The organism is Corynebacterium glucuronolyticum DSM 44120, from assembly GCF_030440595.1.
In the GTDB taxonomy this organism is placed as follows: Bacteria; Actinomycetota; Actinomycetes; order Mycobacteriales; family Mycobacteriaceae; genus Corynebacterium; species Corynebacterium glucuronolyticum.
On the sequence record NZ_CP047452.1, the window covers coordinates 597,245 to 621,093 of the forward strand.

The window sequence follows — 23,849 nt, forward strand, 5'->3', positions numbered from 1 at the left end:
GCTGGGTAATTGCACGGCCGCTATAGGGCCGCAATACGGAAATGCTCCCCATGCCTTGGCAGGGGAGCATTACTACGTGCGCTTAACGCTTAGGGGAGCATTGCAGCGATCTCTGCGGGGAGCAGGGGCTTGATCTGCGGGAGCAGAGCGATGATGAGAGCGAGGCCGACGAGCACGGAGCCACCGGCGATAACGCCGATGCCGACCTGGTTCGGCTGGCCCTCCATCGTGGAGAAGATGCCGGCGAGATCGTAGTCAGTCTTGGAAAGGTTCTTGCCGTCGGCGCAGGCCTGGTAGGCGGCAGCGACGGAGGAGTAGGCAACCGACTCCTTCTTGAACTTGTCCTGCTCTTCCTTCACCTTCTGCTCGGTGACCTTCTTGTCCTTGAGCTGCTGGTCAAGGCCCTTGATGATGGTCTCGCGCTTGGTGAACGCCTTGATGAGTTCTTTCTTCGCGGTCTTGGCATCATCCTTCTTGATTTCCTGCTGTGCCTTGAGTCCCAAGAGGGTGGCATCATCCTTGTTCAGAACGATGGTGCAGACGTTGTCCTTAACCTTAACGCCGACGGGGGTAGCTGTTTCCTCTGCGAATGCCGGGGTGCACATGCCAGCGGCAACGGCGATGGCGGTGACGGAAGCGATAGATGCCTTCTTGAATCCCTTCATGGGAGTCCCTTTCTTATGCGGATTATTCGGAAGCAGAAAAACGAACTGCTTTGCCTTGATAGTAATCTCCATGCCGCCTGAAAATCAGCTCCGAAGATGTGTAAATGCTGAGAAACTGCTGCACGTGCGCTGACCATGAGTTTTATCGAGAGGCGTTACCCCCTTTTGTGTAGAAAAGGACATGTCAACAGTCCGGTGTCGGTGCTGTGGAGGGGAATTCGCCGCTAGTACCCTGGTGCGCATGAACGAATCGATGAATGCTGTTTCGAGCAAGCTGGCACTGTCGCGGGTGCTTTCGGCCGCCGTGTGGTGCCTCGTGCCGGCCGTCGCCTGCGCTGTTGCGGGATACCTGTGGTGGACATGGTTGTACGTGGGGGCGGTGGCGTTCGTCGTGTTGTTTGCGTACCTGTGTTGGTTGCTGCCGGCCCAGGTGCGCTACCTGGGGTGGCGGGAGGCCCCGGATGAGCTCATGATCACCCGCGGGAAGTTCTTCCACACGTTTACGGTGGTGCCCTACGGCCGCATCCAGTACGTCGATGTGACGCAGGGGCCGTTCCAGCGCCTCTTTGGCCTCAAGGTGGTGGCGGTGAAGACGGCGAGTGCGTCGACGGATGCGTCGATCCCCGGTCTGCCCGCAGTGGGGGCGGATGCGCTGCGTGACCGGTTGGCTGAGCGGGCGCGGGAGAGGATGAGTGGGCTGTGAACCAGTCGATTGAGTGGCGGCACGTCCACCGCCTCACCCCGTTTTTGCACTTTTGGACGGCGATTTTTGCGTTCCTCGCGGTCATGCTCGTCAATGTGAGTGACGAGCTGGTGGGTGCTGCCGGCGATATTGTCCATGAATCGGGCCCCTACCTGCGCTACATCGGCATCGGTGTGGGCGTAACTATGGTGTCTTGCCTGGTGTTGTGGGCGTTGTCTATGGTGTGGTGGCGGGCGCTCGGCTTCCGCTTCACTGCCGACGAGGTGCAAACCAAGCATGGCCTCATCCACACACAGGTGCGCAGCGCTCGCTATGACCGCATCCAGGCCGTGGACATCAAGGAGTCGGTGATCGCCCGTCTCTTTGGGCTTGCTGCGGTGAACGTCGAGGTCGCCGGTGGTGTCGGTTCGTCCCTGCGGATCGAGTTCCTGACAAGGTCGGAGGCGGAGGCGGTGCGTGCGGAGGTCCTCCGGCTCCGGGATTCCTCTACTCTTCCCTCGCTTGTCGACGATCGGGGCGACGTGATTATTCCCACTATCCCGGTCTCCACCACATTCGGTGCGGCGGCACTGCGCGTGGGCAACCTGTTCGCCGCCGGTTTTATGGGGCTCTCGCTGTGGGCCACGGGACTCGCCGGTGCGCTGCCCATTCTCCTCGGCATCGTCGTGGCGCTGTGGGGCGTGATCGACCGCGCCTTCCACTACACGGCGTGGTTCGACGGCACTAACCTGTCCATTTCCTATGGCCTGGCCGATCTGCGCCGCCAGACGATTCCCGTCCACCGAGTCCACGGCGTGCGTGTCATCCAGCCGTGGGCGTGGCGCCTGACCGGCTGGTGGCGGGTGGAGTGCTCCGTCGCGGGTTACGGCCAGGGGGACAAGGAAAAGCCCACGCAGATCCTGCCGGTCGGCTCGTACGAGCAGGCGTGCCACGTGGCGCGCATCCTTGCCAAGTTCGGCCCGGATGAAGATTTCTCCGTCGCCGATCCGCGCGGTGCCACCGCCCCCACCTACGTCAGCCCCAAGCGGGCCATCTGGGCGAGCCCGCTCGACCGCGACCAGCAGGCCGTCACCCTTACCGGTGGCCGCGCCATCACCCACGAGGGGCGCTTCCACCGCGAGGTGAAGATCGTGGAGCTCGCGCACATTCAGGAGCTCACCGTCAAGCGTGGCCCGTTGAACCAGGCGTGGGATCTCGCCACCGTCCGCTTCGATCTTGTTCCTGGCCCGGTTTCTATGGCGGGCCACAATCTTTCTACCGAGGATGCCTTCGAGCTCACCGATCTGCTAAGAAAACGGGAGCTGCCTGCGTTATAGCCGTATCTGTTGCGGGGGTGGGGGAGCCGTTTTATGATGGCGACAAGGCGCATAAGAAAGCGCACAATCTAACTACATTTTGGGGGGATTTATGGCTCAATCGGCCACCACAAAACAAGGTGATTTTTTCGTCTCACTGGTAAAGGAGACGGAAATTCTGGACGGTCCTGTGGATCTCGGAAGTTTTGGTGAGACGACCATCCAATTGCACTCGTTCGAGGATCTGTGTCTCGCAATGATGCCACTGGTGTGTGATCCGGATGCCCGTCTGGAGGAATTCAATGCGGCCTTTTCGGCCACCGCAGACTGGGACAGCGTAGAAGATCTCCTGGGGGGAGTCGCCGATGATCTCGAGATTCTGGAACCAGAAGAAGAGATGCTGCTGCGCACCATCGTGCTGGGAAACATGGGCGAGATGATGCTGAAGAACTCCCAGCCGGAACCCAAGTACCAGCAGCGGATGAGTGTCGATGCGGACGGTGCCGGCGTGTATACCACGGCCGTGGAGGTGCTCAACGAGCCGGAGAAGTTCGGCTGGGAAAAATCCTGGCCCACCCGCTTCGGGCCGATGCTCTTCACCCTTATCGGGCTGTGCAATTTCACGCAGGAGCACCACACGTTCTTCGACGGCGACGCAGAAGAAATCGGGGAATTCCTGGCCAAGCGTTTCGACCCTTTCCTACGGATGGTGCAGCTCGAAGCGCCACACTTGAAACTCCACTCGAAGCACCCGTTCCCACAGCAGGTACGCCAGTGGGTGAAAGACAACGTCCGGGGAGTTGCCCGCTTCGACGATGAGGAGGTTATGAGCATCGTCCTCGATGTCTTCCACAACATGGGGCTCATCAATATTGACCCCGGCTGTGGCGGGATTTGCTGCAACAGTTACGCCTGGGAGGTTCTCGTCGAGCCACAGATGTACGCCACCCTCATGTGGCAAACGCTCCCCAGCTTCGTGAGCGACAGCGATCGCCCCATTGCGCTACTCGATGCCCTCGTCTCCTACCTCGGGGGCCCCGCCGTCGCCGAGCAGCTCGAGGTAAAACCCATTGAGCTGTACTCCAGGCTGCGCACCCTCGCCGCGGAGATGGGGGACAAAGATGCCCGCGAGGCCCTCAAGTACAACTACATCGTCCGCTGCATTTTCGGCATCCAGAAAGCCAACTTTAAGCGATTGGGGGACAAGGCTCAGCTCACCGAGATGGGCCAGAAAGTGATGCGATACGCGCTGGCCAAGAACGTGGACACCGAGGCGGAATCGTGGGTGACCATGAGGCAGGACCGTCGCGCCAGTTAGATGCCCTCCGGACAGCCAAGCTGCCGCCACGCCTCGTAGGTGGCCACAGCTGCGGCGTTGGAGAGGTTCATGGACCTTCTGCCTTCCAGCATGGGGATGCGCACCTTGCTGGTGATGCGCGGGTGGGTCATCGCCTCGTCGGTAAGCCCCGTGGGCTCGGTGCCGAACAGGAGGATGTCACCGAAGCGAAAGGAGACGTCGTACAACATCGAGGTAGTGTGACCTGTAAAAGCGAAGACACGCGCGCCGGGGAGCGTCGACAAGCAATCCTCCAGTGAATCGTGGACGGTGACGCGCGCGAGATCGTGGTAGTCCAGCCCAGCGCGACGCAGGTGCCGATCCTCCAAGTCGAACCCGAGGGGGCGGATGAGGTGGAGGTGCGCGCCCGTTCCCGCACACATTCGGATGGCATTTCCCGTATTCGGGGGGATAACGGGGTGCTCGAAAACAACATGGGCGAAAGGAGACGGGATTTTTGGCATACTTAGATTATGACTGCTCTCAAGCTAGATGGAAAAATGTACCGCGACGAAATCTTCGTCGACCTGGAAAAGCGCGTCAAGGCGCTGAAGGACAAGGGCATCACCCCCGGGCTTGCCACCGTGCTCGTCGGCGAGAACCCCGCCAGCCAGTCCTACGTCAAGATGAAGCACAAGGACTGCGAGAAAATCGGCATCAACTCGATCCGCAAAGACCTGCCTGAGGACATCACGCAGGAGGAGCTGTTCGCCGTCATTGACGAGCTGAACGAGGATCCCGCCTGCACCGGCTACATCGTGCAGTTGCCGATCCCCAAGCACCTCGACGAAAACGCCGTGCTTGAGCGCATTGACCCGGCCAAGGATGTCGACGGCCTGCACCCGGTGAACCTGGGCAAGCTCGTCCTCAACGAGCCGGCACCGCTGCCGTGTACCCCGAATGGCTGCATCCACCTCCTGCGTCGCTTCGATATTCCGCTGGAAGGCGCGAAGGTCACCGTCATCGGCCGTGGCGTGACTGTCGGTCGCCCGATCGGCCTCATGCTCACCCGTCGCAGCGAAAACTGCACAGTGACGCTCTGCCACACCGGCACGAAGGACCTCGTCGCCGAGACCCGACAGGCGGACATCATCATCGCTGCCTCCGGCCAGCCACACATGCTCACCCCCGACATGATTAAGGAAGGTGCTGCGCTTCTCGACGTCGGTGTCTCCCGCAAGGATGGCAAGCTCCTCGGCGATGTCCACCCGGACTGCTGGGAGAAGGCCGGTGCTATCTCGCCGAACCCGGGCGGTGTTGGCCCGCTGACTCGCGCGTTCCTCGTGCGCAATGTGGTGGAGACCGCTGAGCGCCAGGCGGGGATCACCCCGAGTGAGTAATACTCCAGCTGTTGGCCTCGACAACCCGCATGACGTCGACCTGCCGCCCTCCCGCCTGCCTCAGACGTGGCAGAAGGCGGGGGTAGCGCTGTTCTGCGTCGTCTTGGCGCTGGTGCTGGTGTTCCTGTTCACTGACCACTGGCGTCGTGCGACGTTTGTCCTCGGTGCGGACTTCATGTTCCTCGCCGTTTTGCGCCTGACCTGCGATTCGCACATACTCGGTGTGCTTGCCGTACGGTCTCAGCGTTTCGACGCCCTGTTCACGGCATCTGTCGGAACGGTGATGATGATCCTCGCGTCCTCGGTCGACGCGCTTGGCAGCTAGACACGAAAAATGAGACGGGTTTTCGGACCCGTCTCATTTTTTTGTTGCGCTCTAGCGCGCCTTTTTTACTTCGTATGCTGCCTCGGCGACACCGACGCCGGGGTGTTCCTCGCGGTACTTCTTTACCTCGGCTGTGTCGGCGCTCGGACCATTCAGCTTGCGGTATTTCTGAGCGAACGCGAGGTCTTTGTTTGTGGGGAATCCTGTGATAATGAAGTACACGGGAATGGCCAGCAAAAATATGGCCCACGTGGGGTTGTTTACGAGGCAATATACCCACGCAACGCCGAAGACTATAAGACCTGCATATCGGATCGTGGAATTCATTTCAATGTACCTCCTGGTCCAATGTGTGCCCCAGCCTACGAAAAGGAGTGTGGGCTGCGCAACGAAATGCCGGCATTCCCAGCAAACTGTTAGTTGTTTACACGTGGAAGAAGTTTCGGAATATGCGGTCGAGCTGGCGGGTCTCGGCAAGGAACGCGTCGTGGCCGATGGGGGAGACGATCTTATGCATGCCGATCACGTTTCCTAGATTGCGGGCGAGGTGCTCCTGCTGGTGGTAGGGGTAGAGGATGTCGGTGTCCACACCGGCGACCATCGTCGGCACGTCGGTGGAGGCCAGCGCCTTGATGAGGCCACCGCGGCCACGGCCCACATCGTGCCGATTGAGGGCCTCCGTAAGGGCCACGTAGGAGCCCGGGTCAAACCGCAGGACGAGTTTTTCCGCCTGGTGGTCAAGGTAGCTTTGCACCTGGAAGCGCTGCTTGGGGTCGCGGTAGGGGCCGAGTGGATTCTCCCGATCCTGAGCGCCCACGCCGAAGCGTTCGTCGATTTCCTGCTCACCGCGGTAGGTGAGGTGCGCGACGCGCCGGGCAGCAGCCATGCCGTTCGACGGCGAAACCCCGTGGGAGTAGAAGTCGCCGCCGTACCAGTGGGGATCCTGTTCGATGAACTGGATCTGCGCGGTCTGGATACCGATCTGCCAGGCGCTGGCGCGGGCGGAGACGGCGAGGAGGAAGGCGCGGTCAAGAAGCTCGGGGTGGGAGACCTCCCACTCGAGCGCGCGAGCCCCGCCCATGGAGCCGCCCATGACGGCAAACAGGTGCTCTACGCCGATTGCTTTAAGGAACTGGTATTCCACCTCTACCTGGTCGCGGATGGAAATGGCGGGGAAGCGGGAGCCGTAGGCTGCGCCGTCGTCGGGGTGGGGGCTCGATGGCCCGGTTGTGCCCTTGCAGCCGCCGAGGACGTTCGTGCAGATGACGAAGTATTGGCGGGTGTCGATGGCCAAGCCTGGTCCGATGAGTCCCGGCCACCACTCGTCGGCGTGCTGGTCGCCGGTGAGGGCATGCTCGACCAGGACGGCGTTATCGCCACGGAAGGTGCCCCATGTGCGGTAGGACACCTCCACATTGGGAATACGCGCGCCGGCCTCTGTCACGAATTCCCCGATGGAAACGTGATAGTTGGTCATGAGCATGTCCTTTCGGCTACTGGTCAGGCAAAGGCGAGCACCTTGCGGTGCGCGGCCCGGGCTGGTGTGACGGAGATGAGGTTACTCACCGCATCATTGATCCGGCGTGCGATGAACGGGTTGTTCATGGTGTACAGGTGGATGCCGTCAACGCCCTGTGTGATGAGGTCGATGATCTGGTCCACGGCGTAGGCGATGCCTGCATCGCGCATGGCGCGTGGGTTGTCGCCGAAGCGATCCATCATGCGACGGAATTTCGGCGGGATATCCGCCCCGCACAGGGACGTGATGCGCTCGATCTGCGCCTTGTTCACCACGGGCATGATACCGGCCTCGATGGGCACGTTGATGCCAGCGAGGTCGCAGCGCTCAAGGAAGTCGTAGAAGTGCGCATTGTTGAAGAACAGCTGCGAGATGAGGTGGTTGGCCCCTGCATCTACCTTTCGCTTGAGATTCCGGATATCGTCCACGCGGTTGGGGCACTCGGGGTGTTTTTCCGGGTAGCATGCGGCAATGATGTTGAGGTCCGTGTGCTCCTTCACAAAGGCGATGAGGTCGCTGGCGTGGGGGAAGTGTCCGGAGGGGGCTTCGCCGCCGACAGGGAGGTCGCCGCGCAGGGCAAGCACGTTTTCAATGCCGTAGGATTCCATTTCGTGCAGACGCTGTAATACCTGGTCCCGCGTCAGGCTGATGGCGGGGAGGTGGGCGACGCCTTCGATCTGGTAATACTTCTTGATCGTGGAGGCGATAGGGAACGTGTGCGTGTTGTCGCCGGCGCCGACAGCGCCAAAGGTAACGGAGATGAAGTCGGGGTGGGTGCCTTCCAGGCCGTCCAGGGTGTCGTAGATGGTTTTGATGGACGATGTCTTCTTCGGGGGAAAGATCTCGAGAGAGAAGACCGTCTTCTTTTCAAAAAGTTCTGTTGTTTTCATGATGTGGGGCTTCTCTTTTTTATGGTGCACGTGTGCCAGTGGGAGACGTGGCCTCCCACTGGCGGTGGTTTTTCTACGCGAGTTCCTCGCGTGCCTGTCGCGCGGCGGCGACGAGGTTGATCAGGCTGGCGCGGGTTTCCTCCTCGCCGCGGGTCTTCAGGCCGCAGTCGGGGTTGACCCACAGTTTGGATACGTCGATTTTGTCGGCGATGCGCTTGATCTGGGCGACGATCTCTTCGGTGGAGGGGACGCGCGGGGAGTGGATGTCGTATACGCCGGGGCCGATGTTGGTGCGGAAGTCGCATTCAACGAGGGCGTCGAGGATTTCCAGGTCGGACCGGGATGCTTCGAAGGTGATGACATCTGCGTCCAGGGCGTCGATGGCCGGGAGGATATCGGTGAACTGGCTGTAGCACATGTGCGTGTGGATTTGCGTCTCGGCTGCGACGCCGCTGTGCACGAGGCGGAAGGCGGGGATGGCAAAGTCGAGGTATTCGCTGAACCAGTCGGAGCGGCGCAGGGGCAGCTTCTCGCGGAGCGCGGCCTCGTCCACCTGGATGATCCGGATGCCGGCCTTCTCCAGGTCGAGGACCTCGTCGCGGATGGCGAGGGCAATCTGCAGGATGGATTCCTTGATCGTGATGTCCTCGCGGGGGAAGGACCAGTTGAGGATAGTCACAGGCCCGGTGAGCATGCCCTTGACAGGCTTGTCGGTGAGGGATTGCGCGTAGGCTGACCAGTCCACTGTGATGGCGTCGGGCCGCGAGACATCGCCCCACACGAGTGGCGGTTTGACGCAGCGGGTGCCGTAGGACTGGACCCAGCCGTTGCGGGTGAAGAGGAAGCCGTCGAGGTGCTGGCCGAAGTATTCGACCATGTCGTTGCGCTCGTACTCGCCGTGGACAATGACGTCGAGTCCGGTGTCGTCTTGCCAGGCGACGCATTCGGCGATCTTCTTCTTGTTGAAGTCGGTGTATTCCTCGACGGTGATGTCACCCTGTTTGTACGCCTTGCGCGTCGCCTTGACGTCTTTGGTCTGAGGGAAGGAGCCGATGGTGGTGGTGGGGAGCGGCGGGAGGTTGAACTCGCGGCGTTGGATCGCGTCGCGTTCCTCGCGGGCTGGGCTGCGCGTGTAGTCGTTGTCGGCGATGGCGGCGACGCGTTCTTGTACCTTGCGGTTGGTCACGTCCTCGCGTGGGCCGAGGCCGTTGTCGGTCGCTCCCTCATTGAGGGCCACGAGTTCTCCGAGCTTTTCGACGGCGAATGCGAGGTGAGCGACATAGGCCGGGTCGAGATCGGTTTCGGCTGCAACGGTGTACGGCACGTGGAGTAGGGAGCAAGAGGTGGTGAGGACAACATTTTCTGTTACGCCACGAATAGAGGAGAGAAGCTCCTGGGTGCGGGCGAAGTCGTTACGCCAGATATTCTTGCCGTTAACAACGCCAGCGTAGAGGACCTTGTCTTCCGGGAACCCATACTCGTGGAGAAGCTCGAGAGAGCGGCGACCTTCCACAAAGTCCAACCCAATGCCGTCGATAGGCAACGAGGTGAGAGCGGTGTAACTGTCGCGCACGTTTCCGAAGTACGTCTGGACGAGGACTTTGAGCCCACCCTTGTGGGCGAGGAGAGCCTCATAGAGGCGGGTGAAGCGGGCGAGGTCATCGTCGGTGAGATCGACGACCAGGGACGGCTCATCGAGCTGCACCCAGCTGGCGCCCACCTCGGTGGCGCGTTCGAGGAACTCCCCGTACGCAGCGGCGAGCTGGTCGAGGACTGCCTCCTCGTCGACACCGTCTTCCTTCTTCGCCAGCTGGAAGAGAGTGAACGGGCCAACGATGACCGGCCGGGTGTCGATGCCGAGTTCCTTGGCCTCGCGGTACTGGTCGAGAGGTCCGGTTCCAGTCAGCGCGATGGTTTCGGAAGGTTCGATCTCCGGCTCGATGTAGTGGTAGTTCGTGTTGAACCACTTCTTCATCGGCAGGGCCTTCACATCGCCCTTGTTGCCCTGGTAGCCGCGGGCCTGCGCGAAGTAGGTCTCGAGAGAATCGAGGCCAAGGTCACGGTAGCGCTTCGGGGCGAGCCCGAAGAGGGCAGCAGCATCGAGGGTCTGATCGTAGAAGGAGAAGTCACCGGAGGGGATCTGGTCAATTCCCGCATCCTTGATGAGCTTCCACTGGTCGGCGCGCAGCTCGGCGCCGGTGGCGCGCAGCTCGTCGGCGGTGATCTCTCCACGGAAGAATTTCTCGGTGGCGAACTTCAGTTCGCGGTGGGCACCCACGCGGGGGAAGCCGATGATTGTAGTCGTCATGGCAGTAAAGGAATCTTTCTAGCGGTTCTTCAGTGCTTCGAAACCGAGTTCAAGGTCGGCGATGATATCGCGGACGTCCTCGATTCCGACGGACAGGCGGATGGTGGACTCGCTGATGCCGGCGCGCTCGAGGCCGTGGGCATCGGACTGGGAGTGGGTCGTCGTCGCCGGGTGGACGACGAGCGAGCGCACGTCGCCGATGTTGGCCACGTTGGAGTGCAGCTTGAGGGCATCGATGAAGGCCCAGGCCTCATCCTTGCCGCCCTTGATGTCGAAGGAGAGGACGGAGCCGGTGTACTTCAGGCCGAGCTTCTCCTTGACGGAGTACCACGGGGAGGACTCGAGGCCGGCGAAGTTGACCTTGGTTACCAGGTCGTGGCCTGCGAGGTACTCGGCGACCTGCTTTGCGTTCTCGTTGTGGCGTTCGACGCGGAGGGTGAGGGTGTCCAGGCCCTGTGCGAGGACCCAGGCGTTGAACGGAGACGGAGCTGCACCGGTGTCGCGGAGGAAGCTGGCGCGAGCGCGCAGGCCGAAGGCCGGTGCACCGAGGTCGGCGTACTTCAGGCCGTGGTAGGCCGGGTCCGGGGTGACGAAGTCGGGGAAGACAGGCTTGCCGTCGCGCTCGACGGTCCAGTCGAACTTTCCGCCGTCGACAAGCACACCACCGAGGGCGGAACCGTTACCGGTGTAGAACTTGGTGGTGGAGGCGACGACCACGTCGGCGCCGAGCTCCAGCGGGCGGACAAGCGCCGCAGTGGCGATGGTGTTGTCCACGATGAGCGGCACCTTGTTGTCGTGGGCGATCTGCGCCACGGTGGGGATATCGAGAACGTCTGCCTGCGGGTTGCCGAAGGTCTCGGCGTAGAAGGCGACGGTATTGTCCTGCACTGCTGCCTGCCAGGAGGCCGGGTCGTCCGGGTTCTCTACGAAGGTGGTCTCGATGCCGAGACGGGCGAGCTGCACCTGGAAGAGGGTTTCCGTGCCACCGTAGAGGCGCGGGGAGGTGACAATGTGGGAGCCTTCGCGGGCAACCGTGAGGATGGCTGCGGTCTCGGCGGCGAGGCCGGAACCGAAGAGCACGGCGTAGACGCCGCCTTCGAGGCTTGCGAGGCGATCCTCGACTGCTGCCACGGTGGGGTTGGTGAGGCGGGAGTAGATGGGGCCCTCGTCCTCGAGTGCGAAGCGCTGCTTGGCATGCTCCGCGTTGTTGAAGACGTAGGAAGTGGTCAGGTAGATGGGGAGGTTTCGTGCACCCGTCTGCGAATCGACCGGCTGGCCGGCGTGGATTGCGCGGGTGTTGAAGTCCCAGTTGTTTGCGTTGCTGTTGTCGTATTTCGTCGTCATGTTGAGCTACCGTACAGACCGCTTTGTCTGTAGGCAATAGACGTGGTTAGACCACTTGGTTCATTATATAGACAGCTCAGTTCATATTTTTGAGGTGTGGGCGGGGGTAATTTACGGGGGTGGAATGTCTCACATAGTGGGATTTTGCCCTCGTTCTGCAGCGGGTGTACGTTGTGAAAGCTGCCTATTTGAAGGAGGAAAAGCCATGCTTGCAACACGTAAACCCCTGCCGCGGCAGACGGAGATCACGCCTCGGCGGCATCGCGTCATCCTGCTCCTTGTCGCGCTCGGTGGTTTCGGCATCGGCATTACCGAGTTTGTCTCCATGGGGCTTTTGCCGCTCATCGCCGCGGACTTTGGCGTGACCGAGGACGTTGCCGGCCATGTCATCACCACGTACGCCTTGGGCGTGACCGTCGGCGCGCCACTCATCACGGTGTTCACCGGCAAGCTGCCACGGCGCCGGCTCATCATCCTCCTCATGGCGGCGTTTACCGTGGGCAACGCGCTGACACTCGTCGCGTGGGATATGCCCTCGCTCCTCGTCGCCCGGTTTATCGCCGGCTTCCCGCATGGCGCGTACTTCTCCGTTTCCACGCTGTGCGCAGTGTCCATCACGCCCAAGGGCCAGCGCGGTCGCGTTGTGGCCTTGACGAGCCTCGGCTTCTCCGCCGCCACACTCGGTGGCGTGCCCGTTGTGCAATGGCTCGGCCAGGTCACCCACTGGTCGGTGGCCTACGCCGTCGTTGCTGCCGTGGGGCTTGTCGCGTTTACCGGCTTCTATGTGTTCATGCCCCACATGACGGAAATGCCCGCAACCAGTCCGTTGACGGAACTGAGCGCGCTAAAAAACGTCCAGGTGATCCTCACCGTGCTGATCGCCATGGTTGGCTTCGGCGGCATGTTCAGCGTCTATACGTACATCGGCTGGACGATGACGGATCCCGCGCGCGCAGCGATGCCGCCGGAATTCCTGCCACTGGTTCTCATGGCATACGGCTTTGGTGGGGTCGCTGGCAATATGCTCGGCGGTTGGATTTCGGACCGCAACATCGACTGGGGTCTCATCATCGTGCTTGGTTGCATTGCGCTGGCATTGGCTGGATTCTTCTTTGCCTCGGCGAACCCGTGGATTGGCACGGTGGTGTTCTTCATCATCGGCACCTTCGGCACGGCCCTCGTCCCGCTTTTGCAGATTCGTCTCATGGATGTCGCCGGTGAGGCGCAGACGCTTGCCGCTGCGTTGAATCAATCGGCGCTGAACCTCGCCAACGCGGGCGGCGCAACGATTGGCGGTGCCGTTATCGCGGCGGGCTTCCCGTACCATTACACGGCGCTAGCGGGCGTCACCCTTGCCACGCTGGGTATGGTGGTGTGGGTGCCGATGATGCTCACGAGGCCGGGACGGAAGCGTCGCGTGGTCATCAAGAGCCAGAGCTAGGCGTTGAGAAAAGCCCCGCGCATTCGTGCGCGGGGCTGGGGGACAGCGATGACTAGATCGCGTCGATGATCTCGTTGAAAGTGGCCGACGGGCGCATGACGGCGGTGGTCTTTTCCTCGTCGGGGAAGTAGTAGCCGCCGAGGTCGACGGGGGAGCCCTGGACCTCGAGGAGCTCCTTTTCGATCTGGTCGGAGTTGGCTGCCAGCTTCTCGGCGACGGGGGCGAAGGTGTCCTTCAACTCGCCGTCGGCAAGGGCCTCGGCCCAGTAGCGGGCGAGCCAGAAGTGGGAACCACGGTTGTCGTTCTCGCCGGCGTTGCGCTTCGGGGACTTGCCTTCGCTCAGCAGCTTCTCAGTGGCTGCCTCCAGGGCGGTAGCGAGGGTCTCAGAGCCGGCCTTGCGCAGGGACTCGGCAAGGGCCATGAACTCGCCGAGGGAATCCCAGCGGAGGTGGTTTTCCTCGAACAGCTGCTGGACGAGCTTCGGTGCGGATCCACCTGCACCGGTCTCAAACAGTCCACCGCCGGCCATGAGCGGGACGATGGACAGCATCTTGGCGGAGGTGCCCACCTCAAGAATGGGGAACAGGTCCGTGTTGTAGTCGCGCAGGACGTTGCCGGTGACGGAGATGGTGTCCTCGCCGCGGCGGATGCGCTCGACCGACTTCTTGGTGGCCTCGACGGGGGAGAGGATGGAGATGTCCAGGCCGTCGGTGTCCTCGTCGGCAAGGTACTTCTCCACCAGGGTCTTCATGTTGCGGTCGTGGGCGCGCTCCGGATCGAGCCAGAAGATCGCGGGCATGCCGGATTCGCGGGAGCGGCGGACGGCGAGCTGCACCCAGTCGCGGATGGGGGCGTCCTTGGCCTGGCAGGCGCGCCAGATGTCGCCGGCCTCTACCTCGTGGCTCATGAGAACCTCGCCGGCGGAGTTACGCACCTCGACGGTTCCGTCGGCGGGAACCTTGAAGGTCTTGTCGTGGGAGCCGTACTCCTCGGCCTTCTGCGCCATGAGGCCGACGTTCGGCACGGTGCCCATGGTGGTCGGGTCGAAGGCGCCGTTTTCCTTACAGTCGTCGATGACGGCCTGGTAGACGCCTGCGTAGCAGGAGTCGGGGAGGACAGCGAGCGTGTCCTGCTCCTGGCCATCGGCGTTCCACATGTGGCCGGAGGTGCGGATCATGGCCGGCATGGAGGCGTCGACAATGACGTCGGAGGGGACGTGCAGGTTGGTGATGCCCTTGTCGGAGTTGACCATGGCGAGCGCGGGGCCGTCGGCGAGGCGCGTGGCAATCGCGTCGCGGATTTCTTCGCCGTGCTCAAGTTCGGACAGGCCCTCGATGACGGAGCCGAGGCCGTTTTCGCCGTTGAGGCCCGCAGCGAGCAGCTCCTCGCCGTACTTCTCGTACACGTCTGCGAAGTAGGTGCGGACGACGTGGCCGAACATGATCGGGTCGGAGACCTTCATCATCGTGGCCTTGAGATGGACGGAGAAGAGGATGCCTTCCTTGTCTGCGCGGGCGAGCTGCTCAGCGAGGAACGCGTCGAGGGCGCGGGCAGACATGAAGGTGGAGTCGACAACCTCACCGGCCAGTACCGGCACCTTCTTGAATTCCTTCTCGCCGTCTGCGGTTTTCAGGACGATGGTGAGGGTGTCGTCTGCGGGCATGATGACGGACTGCTCGTTGTGGCGGAAATCGTGGTCGTCCATGGTGGCGACGGCCGTCTTGGAATCCGCAGACCATTCACCCATGGTGTGCGGGTGCTTGCGGGCGAAGTTCTTCACGGCCTGCGGGGCGCGGCGGTCGGAGTTGCCCTCGCGCAGGACGGGGTTAACCGCAGAGCCCTTGACGTTGGAGTACTTGTCTTCTGCGTCCTCGAAGTTCGGGATGTCGTAGCCGGCTGCCTGCAGTTCGGCGATGGCCTTCTTCAGCTGCGGGACAGAGGCGGAGATGTTCGGCAGTTTGACGATGTTCGCCTCGGGCTTCTTGGCCAGTGCACCGAGCTCGGCGAGGTCGTCGGATGCGAGCCCAAATTCGGCAAGGATGCGGTGTGCCAACGAGATGTCGCGGGTTTCCACGTCGATGCCACCAGCCTTGGCGTAGGCCTCCACGATGGGTTTGAGGGAGTAGGTAGCCATCAGTGGGGACTCGTCAGTGCGGGTGTAGATAATTGTGCTCACGGTTTCACCTTTTCTTAAATAGTACGAGCGTTTGGTTAGCTGCCTCTTACCGTACCCGTAAAGTTAAAGGTATGTCTCACAAAATAGCTTCGGTAAACGTCAACGGTATCCGCGCCGCCGCCTCCAAGAGCCCCGGTTTCCACGATTGGCTGCGCACGGCCGATGTGGATATTGTGCTGCTGCAGGAGGTCCGTGCTACCCCTGAGCAGGCGGAAAAGGCCTTGGCCCCGGCGCTAGCGGAGGGCTGGCACCTGACCCTCCACGATTCTGCGGCGAAGGGGCGCGCGGGGGTAGCGATTCTGACCACCCGCCCGGTCACCGATGTGCGCACGGGGGTACCCGGGTTTGAGGATTCTGGTCGCTTCGTTTCTGCGCTTGTCGACGACCTCTTCGTCGCGTCCCTCTATCTGCCCACGGGGGCTGCTGGTACCGCAAAGCAGGACGAGAAATACCGGTTCCTCGACGCGTTGGAGATCCAGCTCGCGGAAATCGCCGCCAACCATGAAAAGGCCGTCGTCGCCGGCGACTGGAACATCTGCCACGCGCCGAACGATTTGAAGAACTTCAACTCCAATAAGAAGAAGGCGGGGTGCCTGCCCGGCGAGCGTGCCTTCATGGATGCGATTTTTGGCACCTTCCCGTTCGCAGAGAGCCAGGTCGACTCCCACGGCATCTTCGAGGGTGCCGTCGACTACGTCCGGGAGGGCAGGAGAGAGGCGTCGACAAGCCCCCAATGGTTCGACGTTGCGCGACGGCTGCACCCAGAAGATGCACCGTACACGTGGTGGACCTACCGCGGGAAGGCCTTCGACACCAACGCCGGCTGGCGCATCGATGTCCAGGCTGCGACGAAGGCGATGATGGAACGCGCCGAGTCCACCCGCGTCGACCGCGCCGACGAGTGGGGAACCCGCTGGTCCGACCACGCGCCGCTGGTGGTGACCTACCGTGACTAGAGTCCGCCACCCGTTCTTCCAAAACTCACTCATGAGCGCGCTTCTCGACGGCATCTACGACGGTGAGATGACAATCGGCGAGCTCCTCGGCCGTGGCAACTTCGGCCTCGGCACCTTCGACGGCCTCGACGGAGAAATGGTCATCCTCGACGGCGTGTGCTGGCAGCTGCGTTCCGACGGCACCGCCACCCGCGCAGACCTCGACGCGCGCACCCCGTTTGCCGTGGTCACCAACTTCGTCCCCCACATCACGGCGAAAGCACCCGACAACCTTGCGCGTAAAGACGTGTCGGCGTTCATCGACTCGCTCATCCACTCCCAGAATTACATGTACGCGCTGCGGATCACCGGCGACTTCGCCGACGTCACCACCCGCACTGTGGTGAAGCAGGAAAAGCCGTACCCAAAGATGGTGGAAGCCACGCAATCCGATGCCGTCGTCCACATGGATCACGTCTCCGGAACCATCGCCGGCTTCCGCACGCCCGTCTACGAGCAAGGCATCTCCGTCCCCGGCTGCCACGTCCACTTCCTTGATTCTGAGCACAGCCACGGTGGCCACGTCCTCGACTTTTCTTTGCTTTCGGGCACCATCGAGCTGTGCGTGGGCACGGATCTGCAGCTCCGCTTGCCCCTCACCGACGAGTTTTCCCGCGCCGAGCTTGCGCCCGATGACTTGCAGCAACAAATCGAAACGACCGAGTAAGGTAATTTTCTATGACTGACAAGAAAACTCGTGTACTGTCCGGAATTCAACCCACCGCAGACTCCTACCACCTAGGTAATTACCTGGGAGCCCTCAAGCAGTGGATTACCCTGCAGGACGAGTTTGATGCGTTCTACTTCATCCCCAACCTCCACGCCATCACCGTGGATCAGGATCCAGAAGAGCTGCGCAACCGCACCTACGCCGGTGCCGCCCAGCTTCTCGCGCTGGGAATCGACCCGGAGAAATCCACGCTGTTCGTCCAGTCCCACGTCCACGAGCACGCTGAGCTCGCGTGGGTCATGACCTGCCTCACCGGCTTCGGCGAGGCCAGCCGCATGACGCAGTTTAAGGACAAGTCCAAGAAGCGCGGCGCGGACCGCACCAGCGCCGGACTATTTACCTACCCCATGCTCATGGCTGCGGACATCTTGCTGTACAAGCCCAAGTACGTCCCCGTGGGCGAAGACCAGCGCCAGCACCTGGAGCTGTCCCGCACGTTGGCAGACCGCTTCAACAAGCGCTTCGGTGATACGTTCCCGCTTCCCGAAGGCTTCATCCCCAAGGGTGCCGCCAAGATCTACGACCTGCAGGATCCGACCTCCAAGATGAGCAAGTCCGGCTCCAACCCCAAGGGCATCATCAACCTTCTCGATGACCCCAAGGTCTCCGCCAAGCGCATCAAGTCCGCTGTCACCGACAACGAGAACGAGATCCGCTACGACCCGGAGACCAAGCCGGGCGTGTCCAACCTCCTCGTCATCCAGTCCGCGCTAACCGATAAGCCGATCGAGGACATCGTCGCGGGTTACGAGGGTGCCGGTTACGGTGCTCTGAAGACGGACACCGCCGATGCTCTCGAAGCATTCACCACGCCGTTGCGTGCCCGCTACGACGAGCTCATGTCCGATCGCGGTCAGCTGGAAGCTATCCTCGATGCAGGCGCTGAGCACGCCACCGAGGTGGCCGCTCCCGTCGTCGCCGAGGTGTACGAGAAGCTGGGGTTCACGGCGAATAAGCACTAGGCATGATTAAATAGGTCTGTTAAGGAAGTAGATCTTTAGGAGGCCTCGATGACTGCCCGCACGGCGCCAACAGAAAAAGATATCGACCAGTACGGTATCGAACGAGCAACAGACGACGAGCAGTCCGTGGTGGACAAGCTCCGCGATAAGTGGGGCTGGTTCGACCACATCATGCGTATGAACGAGCGCTACGGAGAAATGGGTGGCAACCAGTACGCTGCCGGCATTACCTACTTCTCCGTGCTCTCGCTCTTCCCGCTCCTCATGCTCGCCTTCGGCCTTGCCGGCTTCTTCTTGAAGAACCGGCCCGAACTACTGGCACAGATAGAGGAGCAAATCACCAGCTCGCTGTCCGGAGAGTTGGGAGAAACCGTCAACCAGGTCGTCTCCACCGCTATCGACCAGGCCGGTGCTGTGTTCTCCATCGGTGCACTGACCGCCCTCTGGTCCGGCCTCGGATGGATGAATAACCTCCGCTTCGGTGTCAGCCAGCAGTGGAAGATCGACCCCACCGGCGGCAACTTTGTCATGAACAAGCTGCGGGATCTCCTCGGCCTTCTCGGCCTCATGCTCACACTCTCCCTCGCCTTCGGCGTGACCGCCGTTGGCAGTTCCGGGCTCACCCACCGCATTCTCGAGCTCCTGCAGCTCGAGCAGGTTCCCGGTATCGGTGCCATTACCACCATCGTGGCGATCATTCTCGGTATTGGCGCCAACTTCCTCGTCTTCTTCTGGCTCATCAAATACATGCCACGCGGTAAGACCCCCGTGAAGTCCGCAGCCCAGGGCGCGCTCATCGGTGCACTCATTTTTGAGGTGTTCAAGCAGCTCGGATCCATGTTCTTCTCCAACGCGCTGAGCAACCCCGCAGGAGCCACCTTCGGGCCGATCATCGGCATCATGGTGCTCCTGTACTTCATCTGGCGCATCCTTCTTTACTGTTCGGCGTGGGCTGCCACCACCGAAGAGTCGCTTGCCCAGGTGAAACTCAAGGCTCCGACTCCCGCTGTCATCCGCGTCCGCCAGGATGTCACCCCAGCCACCTCACGCCCCGACACCGGTGCCGTTTTGGGGATCGGCGCGGCCCTCGGCGCCGTTGGTTCGTGGGCTGTGGGACGGCTGTTCAGGCGGTAGACTAAAAAGGTACACGTTAACGAGGGAGTAACGACAATGGTTTTGGATCTGTACCAGCTCTATGGACTCGATCGCGAGGCTGACGAACGCGACCTAGGCTGGAAGCTTTCCCGCATTGACAGTGAGATGCGGATTGAAAAGAAAGCTCACAACGATCCGCAGCGTAAAGCCTGCGAGGTTGCTTACGGCATCCTTTCCGATGCAGAAAACCGCAAAGTTTACGACGAGAGCCTCGCCCGTGGAGAGGTAAAGTCCTGGCACGAACTCGAGTTCCTCTCCGATTTCGGTCGCTTCCCCCGACCCGAGGAAAACATTCCGCGCGACCAGCCGCAACGTGAGCAAGCGGCACCATCGTCCGCACCGCGCTACACGGCCACAAAGCAGCAACAGCCGATGTTCTTCTCAGCGCCGACCTCGTCATCGGCGGTGCAGCAGGCGCGTGAATACAGCACCACCCTCGGTGTGAATCGAAAGCTCCCGACGGCTAAGGAACGCCAGCACGTTAAAATCCTCGATTTCATCATCTATGCCGTGATCAGCGGGGCCTTGATCGGCGGAGGAGATGAGGCAGGATTCGGTATCGCATTGTCCGCACTGGTGCTCTTCCTTTACTTCGTTGGCTGCGAGGCGTGGTTCGGTGCGACTCCCGGCAAGATGCTCAATAACATGGAGGTAAAGAAAGCGGATACAGGCGCAAACCTCACCCTCGCGGAGTCCGCGCGTCGCAATCTTTGGACGCTCTGCAGCATCGTGCCAGGTTTTGGCTACCTCGTTACCCTTATCTGGGGTCTCGATCTTTCCAAGTCCATTGAGAAGGATCCCGAAGGCAGGGGCAATCACGACAAAGAAGTCGGTGCCATTGTGATTAAGAAGAAGTAGCTCGTTCGCCGTATATCGCTTTTCAATCCACAGGCCAGGTTTGTGTTCTTGGCCTGTGGATAACTTTTGTGGGTCTGGTCGGGTTATCCACAGTTTTGTTGCTTCCCCTTTAATAGGGCGTTGCGCCGCTTTATTGTGTGTGGCATGACCGCTTTAACGGATTGTGCTTCCCTCCTGTCGCAGGCGATGGTGATCGCCGGGGAGGCGTTTGGCATGTCCAAAAAAGCTTTGGTCCGCCTGGGGTATGATCCCACAACTGCCCACGATATTAAGAATCTTGCTGGTATCTACTTTGGGCGCGCCAGCGCCCCACGTAAGCAGGAGCTAGCCCGTGAAAAGGCCACCGTGGCCGGGTGTAGTTTTGCTTCATTGAAGGCTATTGAGCGGTTTGTGGTGAAGCTTCCGAAGAAGCACGCCTGGACGATTAGGGAGGCTCTTGTTCCCTACGGGCGGGATATCACCACCATTAACGCCGAGGGCGCGCGTCTTATCCAGGAGCTTTCGACCCACCGGGCCGATAACCCGGATAAGAAGCTCACGTATCGGGCGATCAAAAACTCCACGTTCGCCACCTTGACGCTCACAGCAGAATCCTCCCGGGTGAAGCAGATTTATGATCGTGCGAAAGCCACGGACAAGACGTGTCCTGCTGATGGGTTGGTCAAGCTGGCTTTGTCTGAATCCGATGGGTCGCTTCCCACTGTTGGCAAGCCTTTGTTTGTGCTCCCGTTCACTATGGACTTTATGGGGTACACGGAGGAGGAACGAAACAAGTTCGTGTTCTCGGCTACCAACGGTGCGACTATTACGGGTAAGGAGATTGTGGAGGCTGAGCTTGAAAAAGAGGGGATTATTGCTCTTGTCAGTCCCCTTGCTCCTGAAAACTTCGGTTTGTATTCGTTTGAGATGACGGAGGAGTCCCGGTTTGCGGATGTGTTGGAGTTTATTAACCAGTCGATTCGTAATCCGGTGTGTCCGCATCCGGGGTGTTCGACTCCTGCCAGTGAGTGCCAGGTGCACCACATTTGGCCAGTCAAACTCGGCGGGAAGACTGTGTCGTCGAATTTGATGTTGTTGTGTAAGTTCTTCAACGGCCGCAATGATGATGATCCGGATACACCCATGTACGGTCGGATGGTGCGTATAGACGGGTTGGAGTATTGGAAGCCCGCGTTCGGCGGACCCCTCCAGTTGAATATGCACCCGTGTGCCCAAGGCGGGGCCGTGCGCCTTGCCCGGATGCAACTCGGCATGCCCATCGACCCCAGCCCGCCGGGCTGACAAGTCAGCCTGCACGATAGCCCGACGAAGTCGGGCTATCCGGCATGCCTACTTCCTTTTCGCACCCCCAATGAGCGACATGAGGCTTGCCACGATGACGGCAAGGAGAAGGACAGCGATGGGGATAACGATGCCCCATGCCGCGAGATGAGCATTTGATCGTGGGGGATCCGCAGGTGGTGCAGGTTGCGCGGTGGTGGCCGGCTGCTCGCTCGGTTTTTCTTGGGTGAGTGTGCCGACGGGAGTCATCGTTTCCGGATCGGTGGCTTCAATAAGTTCTTCCGCCATCTCCCACGCGCGCTTTTTCGAGGCTTCAGCGTCGAGGATGACGGCTGCGAGTCGGTGGCCTTTATGGTTCATCGCACCGACATACGTGTGGCGGGCATCGTCTGTGAAACCGGTCTTGCCGCCGAGCGCGTTCTCGTTGACAAATAACATTCGGTTGTCGTTCCACATCTCGAACCCAGGGTTGTCTTTGAAACCCGGAAAGTCGTATTTCTCGGTGCCGAGGATCTCTCGGAACGTGGGTTTGGACCAGGCATCGGTGAAAAAAAGAGCCATGTCGTAGGCGCTGGTCTGCATGCCGGCGCTGTCCAGACCGGAGTACGTGGCCACACGGGTGTCAGTGGACCCCAGATCGAGAGCGCGGGCGTTGACCATGCGGAGGGCTTCCTCATCGCCACCAAGCAGCTGAGCTATCGCGTGAGCGGTGTCGTTGCCACTGGCCATGAGGAGACCGTGAAGAAGGTCATCGACGGTGTATCGGCCACCGGGGCCGATGCCTGCGGAGGATCCTTCTTGGTCGGACGACTCTGCGGTGACCTCCATTGAATCGGTGAGAGAGAGCCGGTCGATGGCCACACTGGCGAGCAGTACCTTGATGATGGATGCTGGACGGTAACGGCCGTGCGGATCCTTAGCAGCGTATATGTCGCCAGTATCCAGGTCGAAGACGAGGAAAGAGTGGGCCAACAGACCGTCGGGAAGCGAAAAACCCTCCGGAACCGACACCCCACAGTGGCTCATGGCGGGTCCACCGGGGGCAGGAGTGGGGGCGGGGAGGGGCGTGGGTGTAGCCATTCCTGGCTTTGGCTCCTCCGAGTGGTCGACCGGCGGCGGTGGCGCGACGGCGTACGGGCAGCTATCCGTGTTTGGCGTCGTCGGTGGTGGCGGCGTGGTCGTTGTCTGGGCGATGGCGGGCGCACTCGCAAGGAGGAGCGCGCACGTCGCTGCTGACGCAAGTAAGCGGGAGGGCATTGAGTAGTTAGAATTTGCTGAAGCGCTCAGTCAGAGTGTTTTCCAGCAGCTTCCAGCCGTTGACCTCGTCAGTGAACGGGGCGGAGGGAACGTAGCCGCCCTCGTTGCCGAGCATGTATTTGATGTAACGGTCGAAGGTGGGGTTGGCCAGGAGCGTGGCGTTCATTGAGTCGTCGCGCGCCCAGTCCGCGGTGTCGGCGAAGAGTTCGACTGCGCGACCCATTTGCTTGACGTCGACGGAGTCCGGCCCCTTGGCGATGTCCTCCTTGATGCCGGTGAGCACGTAGGTGTTGTCGTCGTGGACAAGGACATCGAGGTTGCCCACGGAGGCCTCGTCCTTGATGATCTGCCACGTCGACAGCTTGGCAATATCGTGATCGTCGTGGTCCATAAGCCAGCGGGCGAGCGACTTACGGTTGTTGAACGTGAAGATCTTTCCAAAGCTGCCGAGGAAGACCGGTTGGTTCTCGACGAAGCTGCGGAGTGTGTACACCGTCTTGCCGTCCACAGTGATCTGAATGGGATCGATGCCGGCGTGCGCCCACACGGAGGCATCGTACGGATCAATGTTTTCCGCTTCCTGCGCAGTCGCGACAGACCCTTCTTCCTTTGCAGCAGCTGCTGCAGTCGCTGCGGCCACGGCGGCATCCACCCGTGACTGCGCGGATGCTACAGCGTCAGCGTCGCTGTCCGGGATGACGACAGCCTCGTCAATTGCGTCCAGAACTTTTTCCCAGTTATCGAGGACTACCGCACCGATGCCCGTCCACTCGCCAGCGGTTTCCTCCGAGGCGTAGTGCTCGTGGCCACGCCGCAAGTTGCCCAAAATAGAGTGGGAAGCGAAGAAGGTATTAACAGGTGCCAGCGAGCCGACGTTGCCGAGCGCCTTAGCTACCTCCATGCAGCGCTGCGTGGCGGTGACGTTTTCATAGGAGGCGCGATCTGCCAGGTATGCGGGCACCTCGATGAGGCTGTAGATGTGCCGCTCGTCGGGAACTACGCGATCGTCTCCGCGCGCGGAGAAGCGTGGCCACGCGGGGTGCTCAGTGAGCTCATTTTCCGGGTTCGCTTCCAGCCAGGCGAGGATTTCGGCGGGAGACCTAAAGACGAAGATGTGGGCATCGTCGCCGGCGAACGCCTCCCACTGCGCGCCGTGCTGTTTCCACGCCGGCGCGTACAGGGTGTAGACATCGCCCTCAGTGAGCCGGAGCTTGATGGGGACAATAGCGGAATTCTTTGTAGCTGCCATGCCTACAGATGATAACGCAC

At 61.1% G+C, this 23,849-nt stretch carries 23 protein-coding genes; 13 read left to right on the forward strand and 10 right to left on the reverse strand.

Annotated features, from left to right (window positions below):
- Positions 1-89 precede the first annotated feature (89 nt).
- Positions 90-665 carry a hypothetical protein gene (locus CGLUCO_RS02825; RefSeq protein ID WP_084036660.1) on the reverse strand — a complete coding sequence of 192 codons (576 nt, stop codon included), beginning with the start codon at positions 663-665 and terminating at the stop codon, positions 90-92.
- A gap of 241 nt (positions 666-906) precedes the next feature.
- Here CGLUCO_RS02825 and CGLUCO_RS02830 point away from each other — a divergent pair, with 241 nt between their 5' ends.
- The 3 genes from CGLUCO_RS02830 (at position 907) to CGLUCO_RS02840 (ending at position 3,981) form a co-directional block, all read left to right on the forward strand.
- Positions 907-1,368, forward strand: coding sequence for a PH domain-containing protein (locus tag CGLUCO_RS02830; protein ID WP_070740474.1), 462 nt, complete (start codon positions 907-909; stop codon positions 1,366-1,368).
- The gene (locus CGLUCO_RS02835) at positions 1,365-2,684 is read left to right on the forward strand and encodes a PH domain-containing protein (protein WP_084036662.1); all 1,320 of its coding nucleotides are present in this window, start codon (positions 1,365-1,367) and stop codon (positions 2,682-2,684) included. The genes CGLUCO_RS02830 and CGLUCO_RS02835 overlap by 4 nt, the downstream gene beginning before the upstream one ends.
- Positions 2,685-2,853: 169 nt before the next feature.
- Positions 2,854-3,981 (forward strand): hypothetical protein, encoded by a 1,128-nt coding sequence (locus tag CGLUCO_RS02840; protein ID WP_143336932.1) that lies wholly within the window; start codon positions 2,854-2,856, stop codon positions 3,979-3,981.
- Here the strand turns inward: CGLUCO_RS02840 and CGLUCO_RS02845 are convergent.
- Complete coding sequence (locus tag CGLUCO_RS02845; RefSeq protein ID WP_084036666.1) at positions 3,978-4,463, reverse strand: tRNA (cytidine(34)-2'-O)-methyltransferase; 486 nt, start codon at positions 4,461-4,463, stop codon at positions 3,978-3,980. The genes CGLUCO_RS02840 and CGLUCO_RS02845 overlap by 4 nt on opposite strands.
- 9 nt (positions 4,464-4,472) lie before the next feature.
- Here CGLUCO_RS02845 and CGLUCO_RS02850 point away from each other — a divergent pair, with 9 nt between their 5' ends.
- Both CGLUCO_RS02850 and CGLUCO_RS02855 read left to right on the forward strand, forming a co-directional pair.
- Entirely contained in the window at positions 4,473-5,339 is an 867-nt protein-coding gene (locus CGLUCO_RS02850) for a bifunctional methylenetetrahydrofolate dehydrogenase/methenyltetrahydrofolate cyclohydrolase (protein ID WP_005390393.1), read from the forward strand.
- Positions 5,332-5,664, forward strand: a complete 333-nt coding sequence (locus CGLUCO_RS02855) for a DUF3017 domain-containing protein (RefSeq protein WP_084036668.1) — start codon at positions 5,332-5,334, stop codon at positions 5,662-5,664. Before CGLUCO_RS02850 ends, CGLUCO_RS02855 begins: the two co-directional genes overlap by 8 nt.
- A gap of 51 nt (positions 5,665-5,715) precedes the next feature.
- Here the strand turns inward: CGLUCO_RS02855 and CGLUCO_RS02860 are convergent, their stop codons facing one another.
- The 5 genes from CGLUCO_RS02860 to CGLUCO_RS02880 form a co-directional block, all read right to left on the reverse strand.
- A complete protein-coding gene (locus tag CGLUCO_RS02860) occupies positions 5,716-5,991 on the reverse strand; it encodes a hypothetical protein (protein ID WP_232621891.1) in 276 nt (91 codons plus the stop codon).
- Between the two features lie 97 nt (positions 5,992-6,088).
- Complete coding sequence (gene metX, locus CGLUCO_RS02865; protein WP_084036670.1) at positions 6,089-7,147, reverse strand: homoserine O-acetyltransferase MetX; 1,059 nt, start codon at positions 7,145-7,147, stop codon at positions 6,089-6,091.
- Positions 7,148-7,164: 17 nt separating this feature from the next.
- Positions 7,165-8,073, reverse strand: a complete 909-nt coding sequence (metF, locus tag CGLUCO_RS02870) for a methylenetetrahydrofolate reductase [NAD(P)H] (RefSeq protein WP_040428917.1) — start codon at positions 8,071-8,073, stop codon at positions 7,165-7,167.
- Between the two features lie 73 nt (positions 8,074-8,146).
- A complete protein-coding gene (gene metE, locus CGLUCO_RS02875; RefSeq protein ID WP_084036672.1) occupies positions 8,147-10,381 on the reverse strand; it encodes a 5-methyltetrahydropteroyltriglutamate--homocysteine S-methyltransferase in 2,235 nt (744 codons plus the stop codon).
- A gap of 18 nt (positions 10,382-10,399) precedes the next feature.
- Entirely contained in the window at positions 10,400-11,725 is a 1,326-nt protein-coding gene (locus CGLUCO_RS02880; RefSeq protein ID WP_084036674.1) for an O-acetylhomoserine/O-acetylserine sulfhydrylase, read from the reverse strand.
- A gap of 205 nt (positions 11,726-11,930) precedes the next feature.
- Here CGLUCO_RS02880 and CGLUCO_RS02885 point away from each other — a divergent pair, with 205 nt between their 5' ends.
- Positions 11,931-13,166 (forward strand): MFS transporter, encoded by a 1,236-nt coding sequence (locus CGLUCO_RS02885; protein ID WP_084036676.1) that lies wholly within the window; start codon positions 11,931-11,933, stop codon positions 13,164-13,166.
- Between the two features lie 52 nt (positions 13,167-13,218).
- Here CGLUCO_RS02885 and CGLUCO_RS02890 read toward each other — a convergent pair whose 3' ends face one another.
- Positions 13,219-15,342, reverse strand: a complete 2,124-nt coding sequence (locus CGLUCO_RS02890) for an NADP-dependent isocitrate dehydrogenase (protein ID WP_084036678.1) — start codon at positions 15,340-15,342, stop codon at positions 13,219-13,221.
- A 71-nt stretch (positions 15,343-15,413) separates the two neighbouring features.
- Between CGLUCO_RS02890 and CGLUCO_RS02895 the strand changes: the two genes are divergently transcribed.
- The 6 genes from CGLUCO_RS02895 (at position 15,414) to CGLUCO_RS02920 (ending at position 21,323) form a co-directional block, all read left to right on the forward strand.
- Positions 15,414-16,298 carry an exodeoxyribonuclease III gene (locus tag CGLUCO_RS02895; protein WP_084036680.1) on the forward strand — a complete coding sequence of 295 codons (885 nt, stop codon included), beginning with the start codon at positions 15,414-15,416 and terminating at the stop codon, positions 16,296-16,298.
- Positions 16,291-17,004, forward strand: a complete 714-nt coding sequence (gene budA / locus CGLUCO_RS02900; RefSeq protein ID WP_084036682.1) for an acetolactate decarboxylase — start codon at positions 16,291-16,293, stop codon at positions 17,002-17,004. The genes CGLUCO_RS02895 and budA overlap by 8 nt, the downstream gene beginning before the upstream one ends.
- Before the next feature lie 11 nt (positions 17,005-17,015).
- On the forward strand, positions 17,016-18,029 hold the full coding sequence (trpS, locus tag CGLUCO_RS02905) for a tryptophan--tRNA ligase (RefSeq protein ID WP_084036684.1): 1,014 nt from the start codon (positions 17,016-17,018) through the stop codon (positions 18,027-18,029).
- Between the two features lie 48 nt (positions 18,030-18,077).
- Positions 18,078-19,163: a YhjD/YihY/BrkB family envelope integrity protein gene (locus tag CGLUCO_RS02910; RefSeq protein WP_005395002.1), complete on the forward strand. Its 1,086-nt coding sequence runs from the start codon at positions 18,078-18,080 to the stop codon at positions 19,161-19,163.
- Between the two features lie 36 nt (positions 19,164-19,199).
- Positions 19,200-20,042, forward strand: a complete 843-nt coding sequence (locus CGLUCO_RS02915) for an RDD family protein (RefSeq protein ID WP_084036686.1) — start codon at positions 19,200-19,202, stop codon at positions 20,040-20,042.
- Positions 20,043-20,186: 144 nt separating this feature from the next.
- Complete coding sequence (locus tag CGLUCO_RS02920; protein ID WP_198481438.1) at positions 20,187-21,323, forward strand: HNH endonuclease signature motif containing protein; 1,137 nt, start codon at positions 20,187-20,189, stop codon at positions 21,321-21,323.
- 48 nt (positions 21,324-21,371) lie between these two features.
- Here CGLUCO_RS02920 and CGLUCO_RS02925 read toward each other — a convergent pair whose 3' ends face one another.
- A complete protein-coding gene (locus tag CGLUCO_RS02925; RefSeq protein ID WP_232621890.1) occupies positions 21,372-22,403 on the reverse strand; it encodes a D-alanyl-D-alanine carboxypeptidase family protein in 1,032 nt (343 codons plus the stop codon).
- On the opposite strand from CGLUCO_RS02925, the gene CGLUCO_RS02930 reads away from it, so the two are divergent.
- Positions 22,390-22,587, forward strand: coding sequence for a hypothetical protein (locus CGLUCO_RS02930; protein WP_231286089.1), 198 nt, complete (start codon positions 22,390-22,392; stop codon positions 22,585-22,587). The two genes, CGLUCO_RS02925 and CGLUCO_RS02930, sit on opposite strands and share 14 nt — an antisense overlap.
- On the opposite strand, the gene CGLUCO_RS02935 is transcribed toward CGLUCO_RS02930, so the two are convergent.
- Positions 22,588-23,829 carry a SatS C-terminal domain-containing protein gene (locus CGLUCO_RS02935; RefSeq protein ID WP_005395010.1) on the reverse strand — a complete coding sequence of 414 codons (1,242 nt, stop codon included), beginning with the start codon at positions 23,827-23,829 and terminating at the stop codon, positions 22,588-22,590. It lies immediately after the preceding gene.
- Between the last annotated feature and the right edge of the window lie 20 nt (positions 23,830-23,849).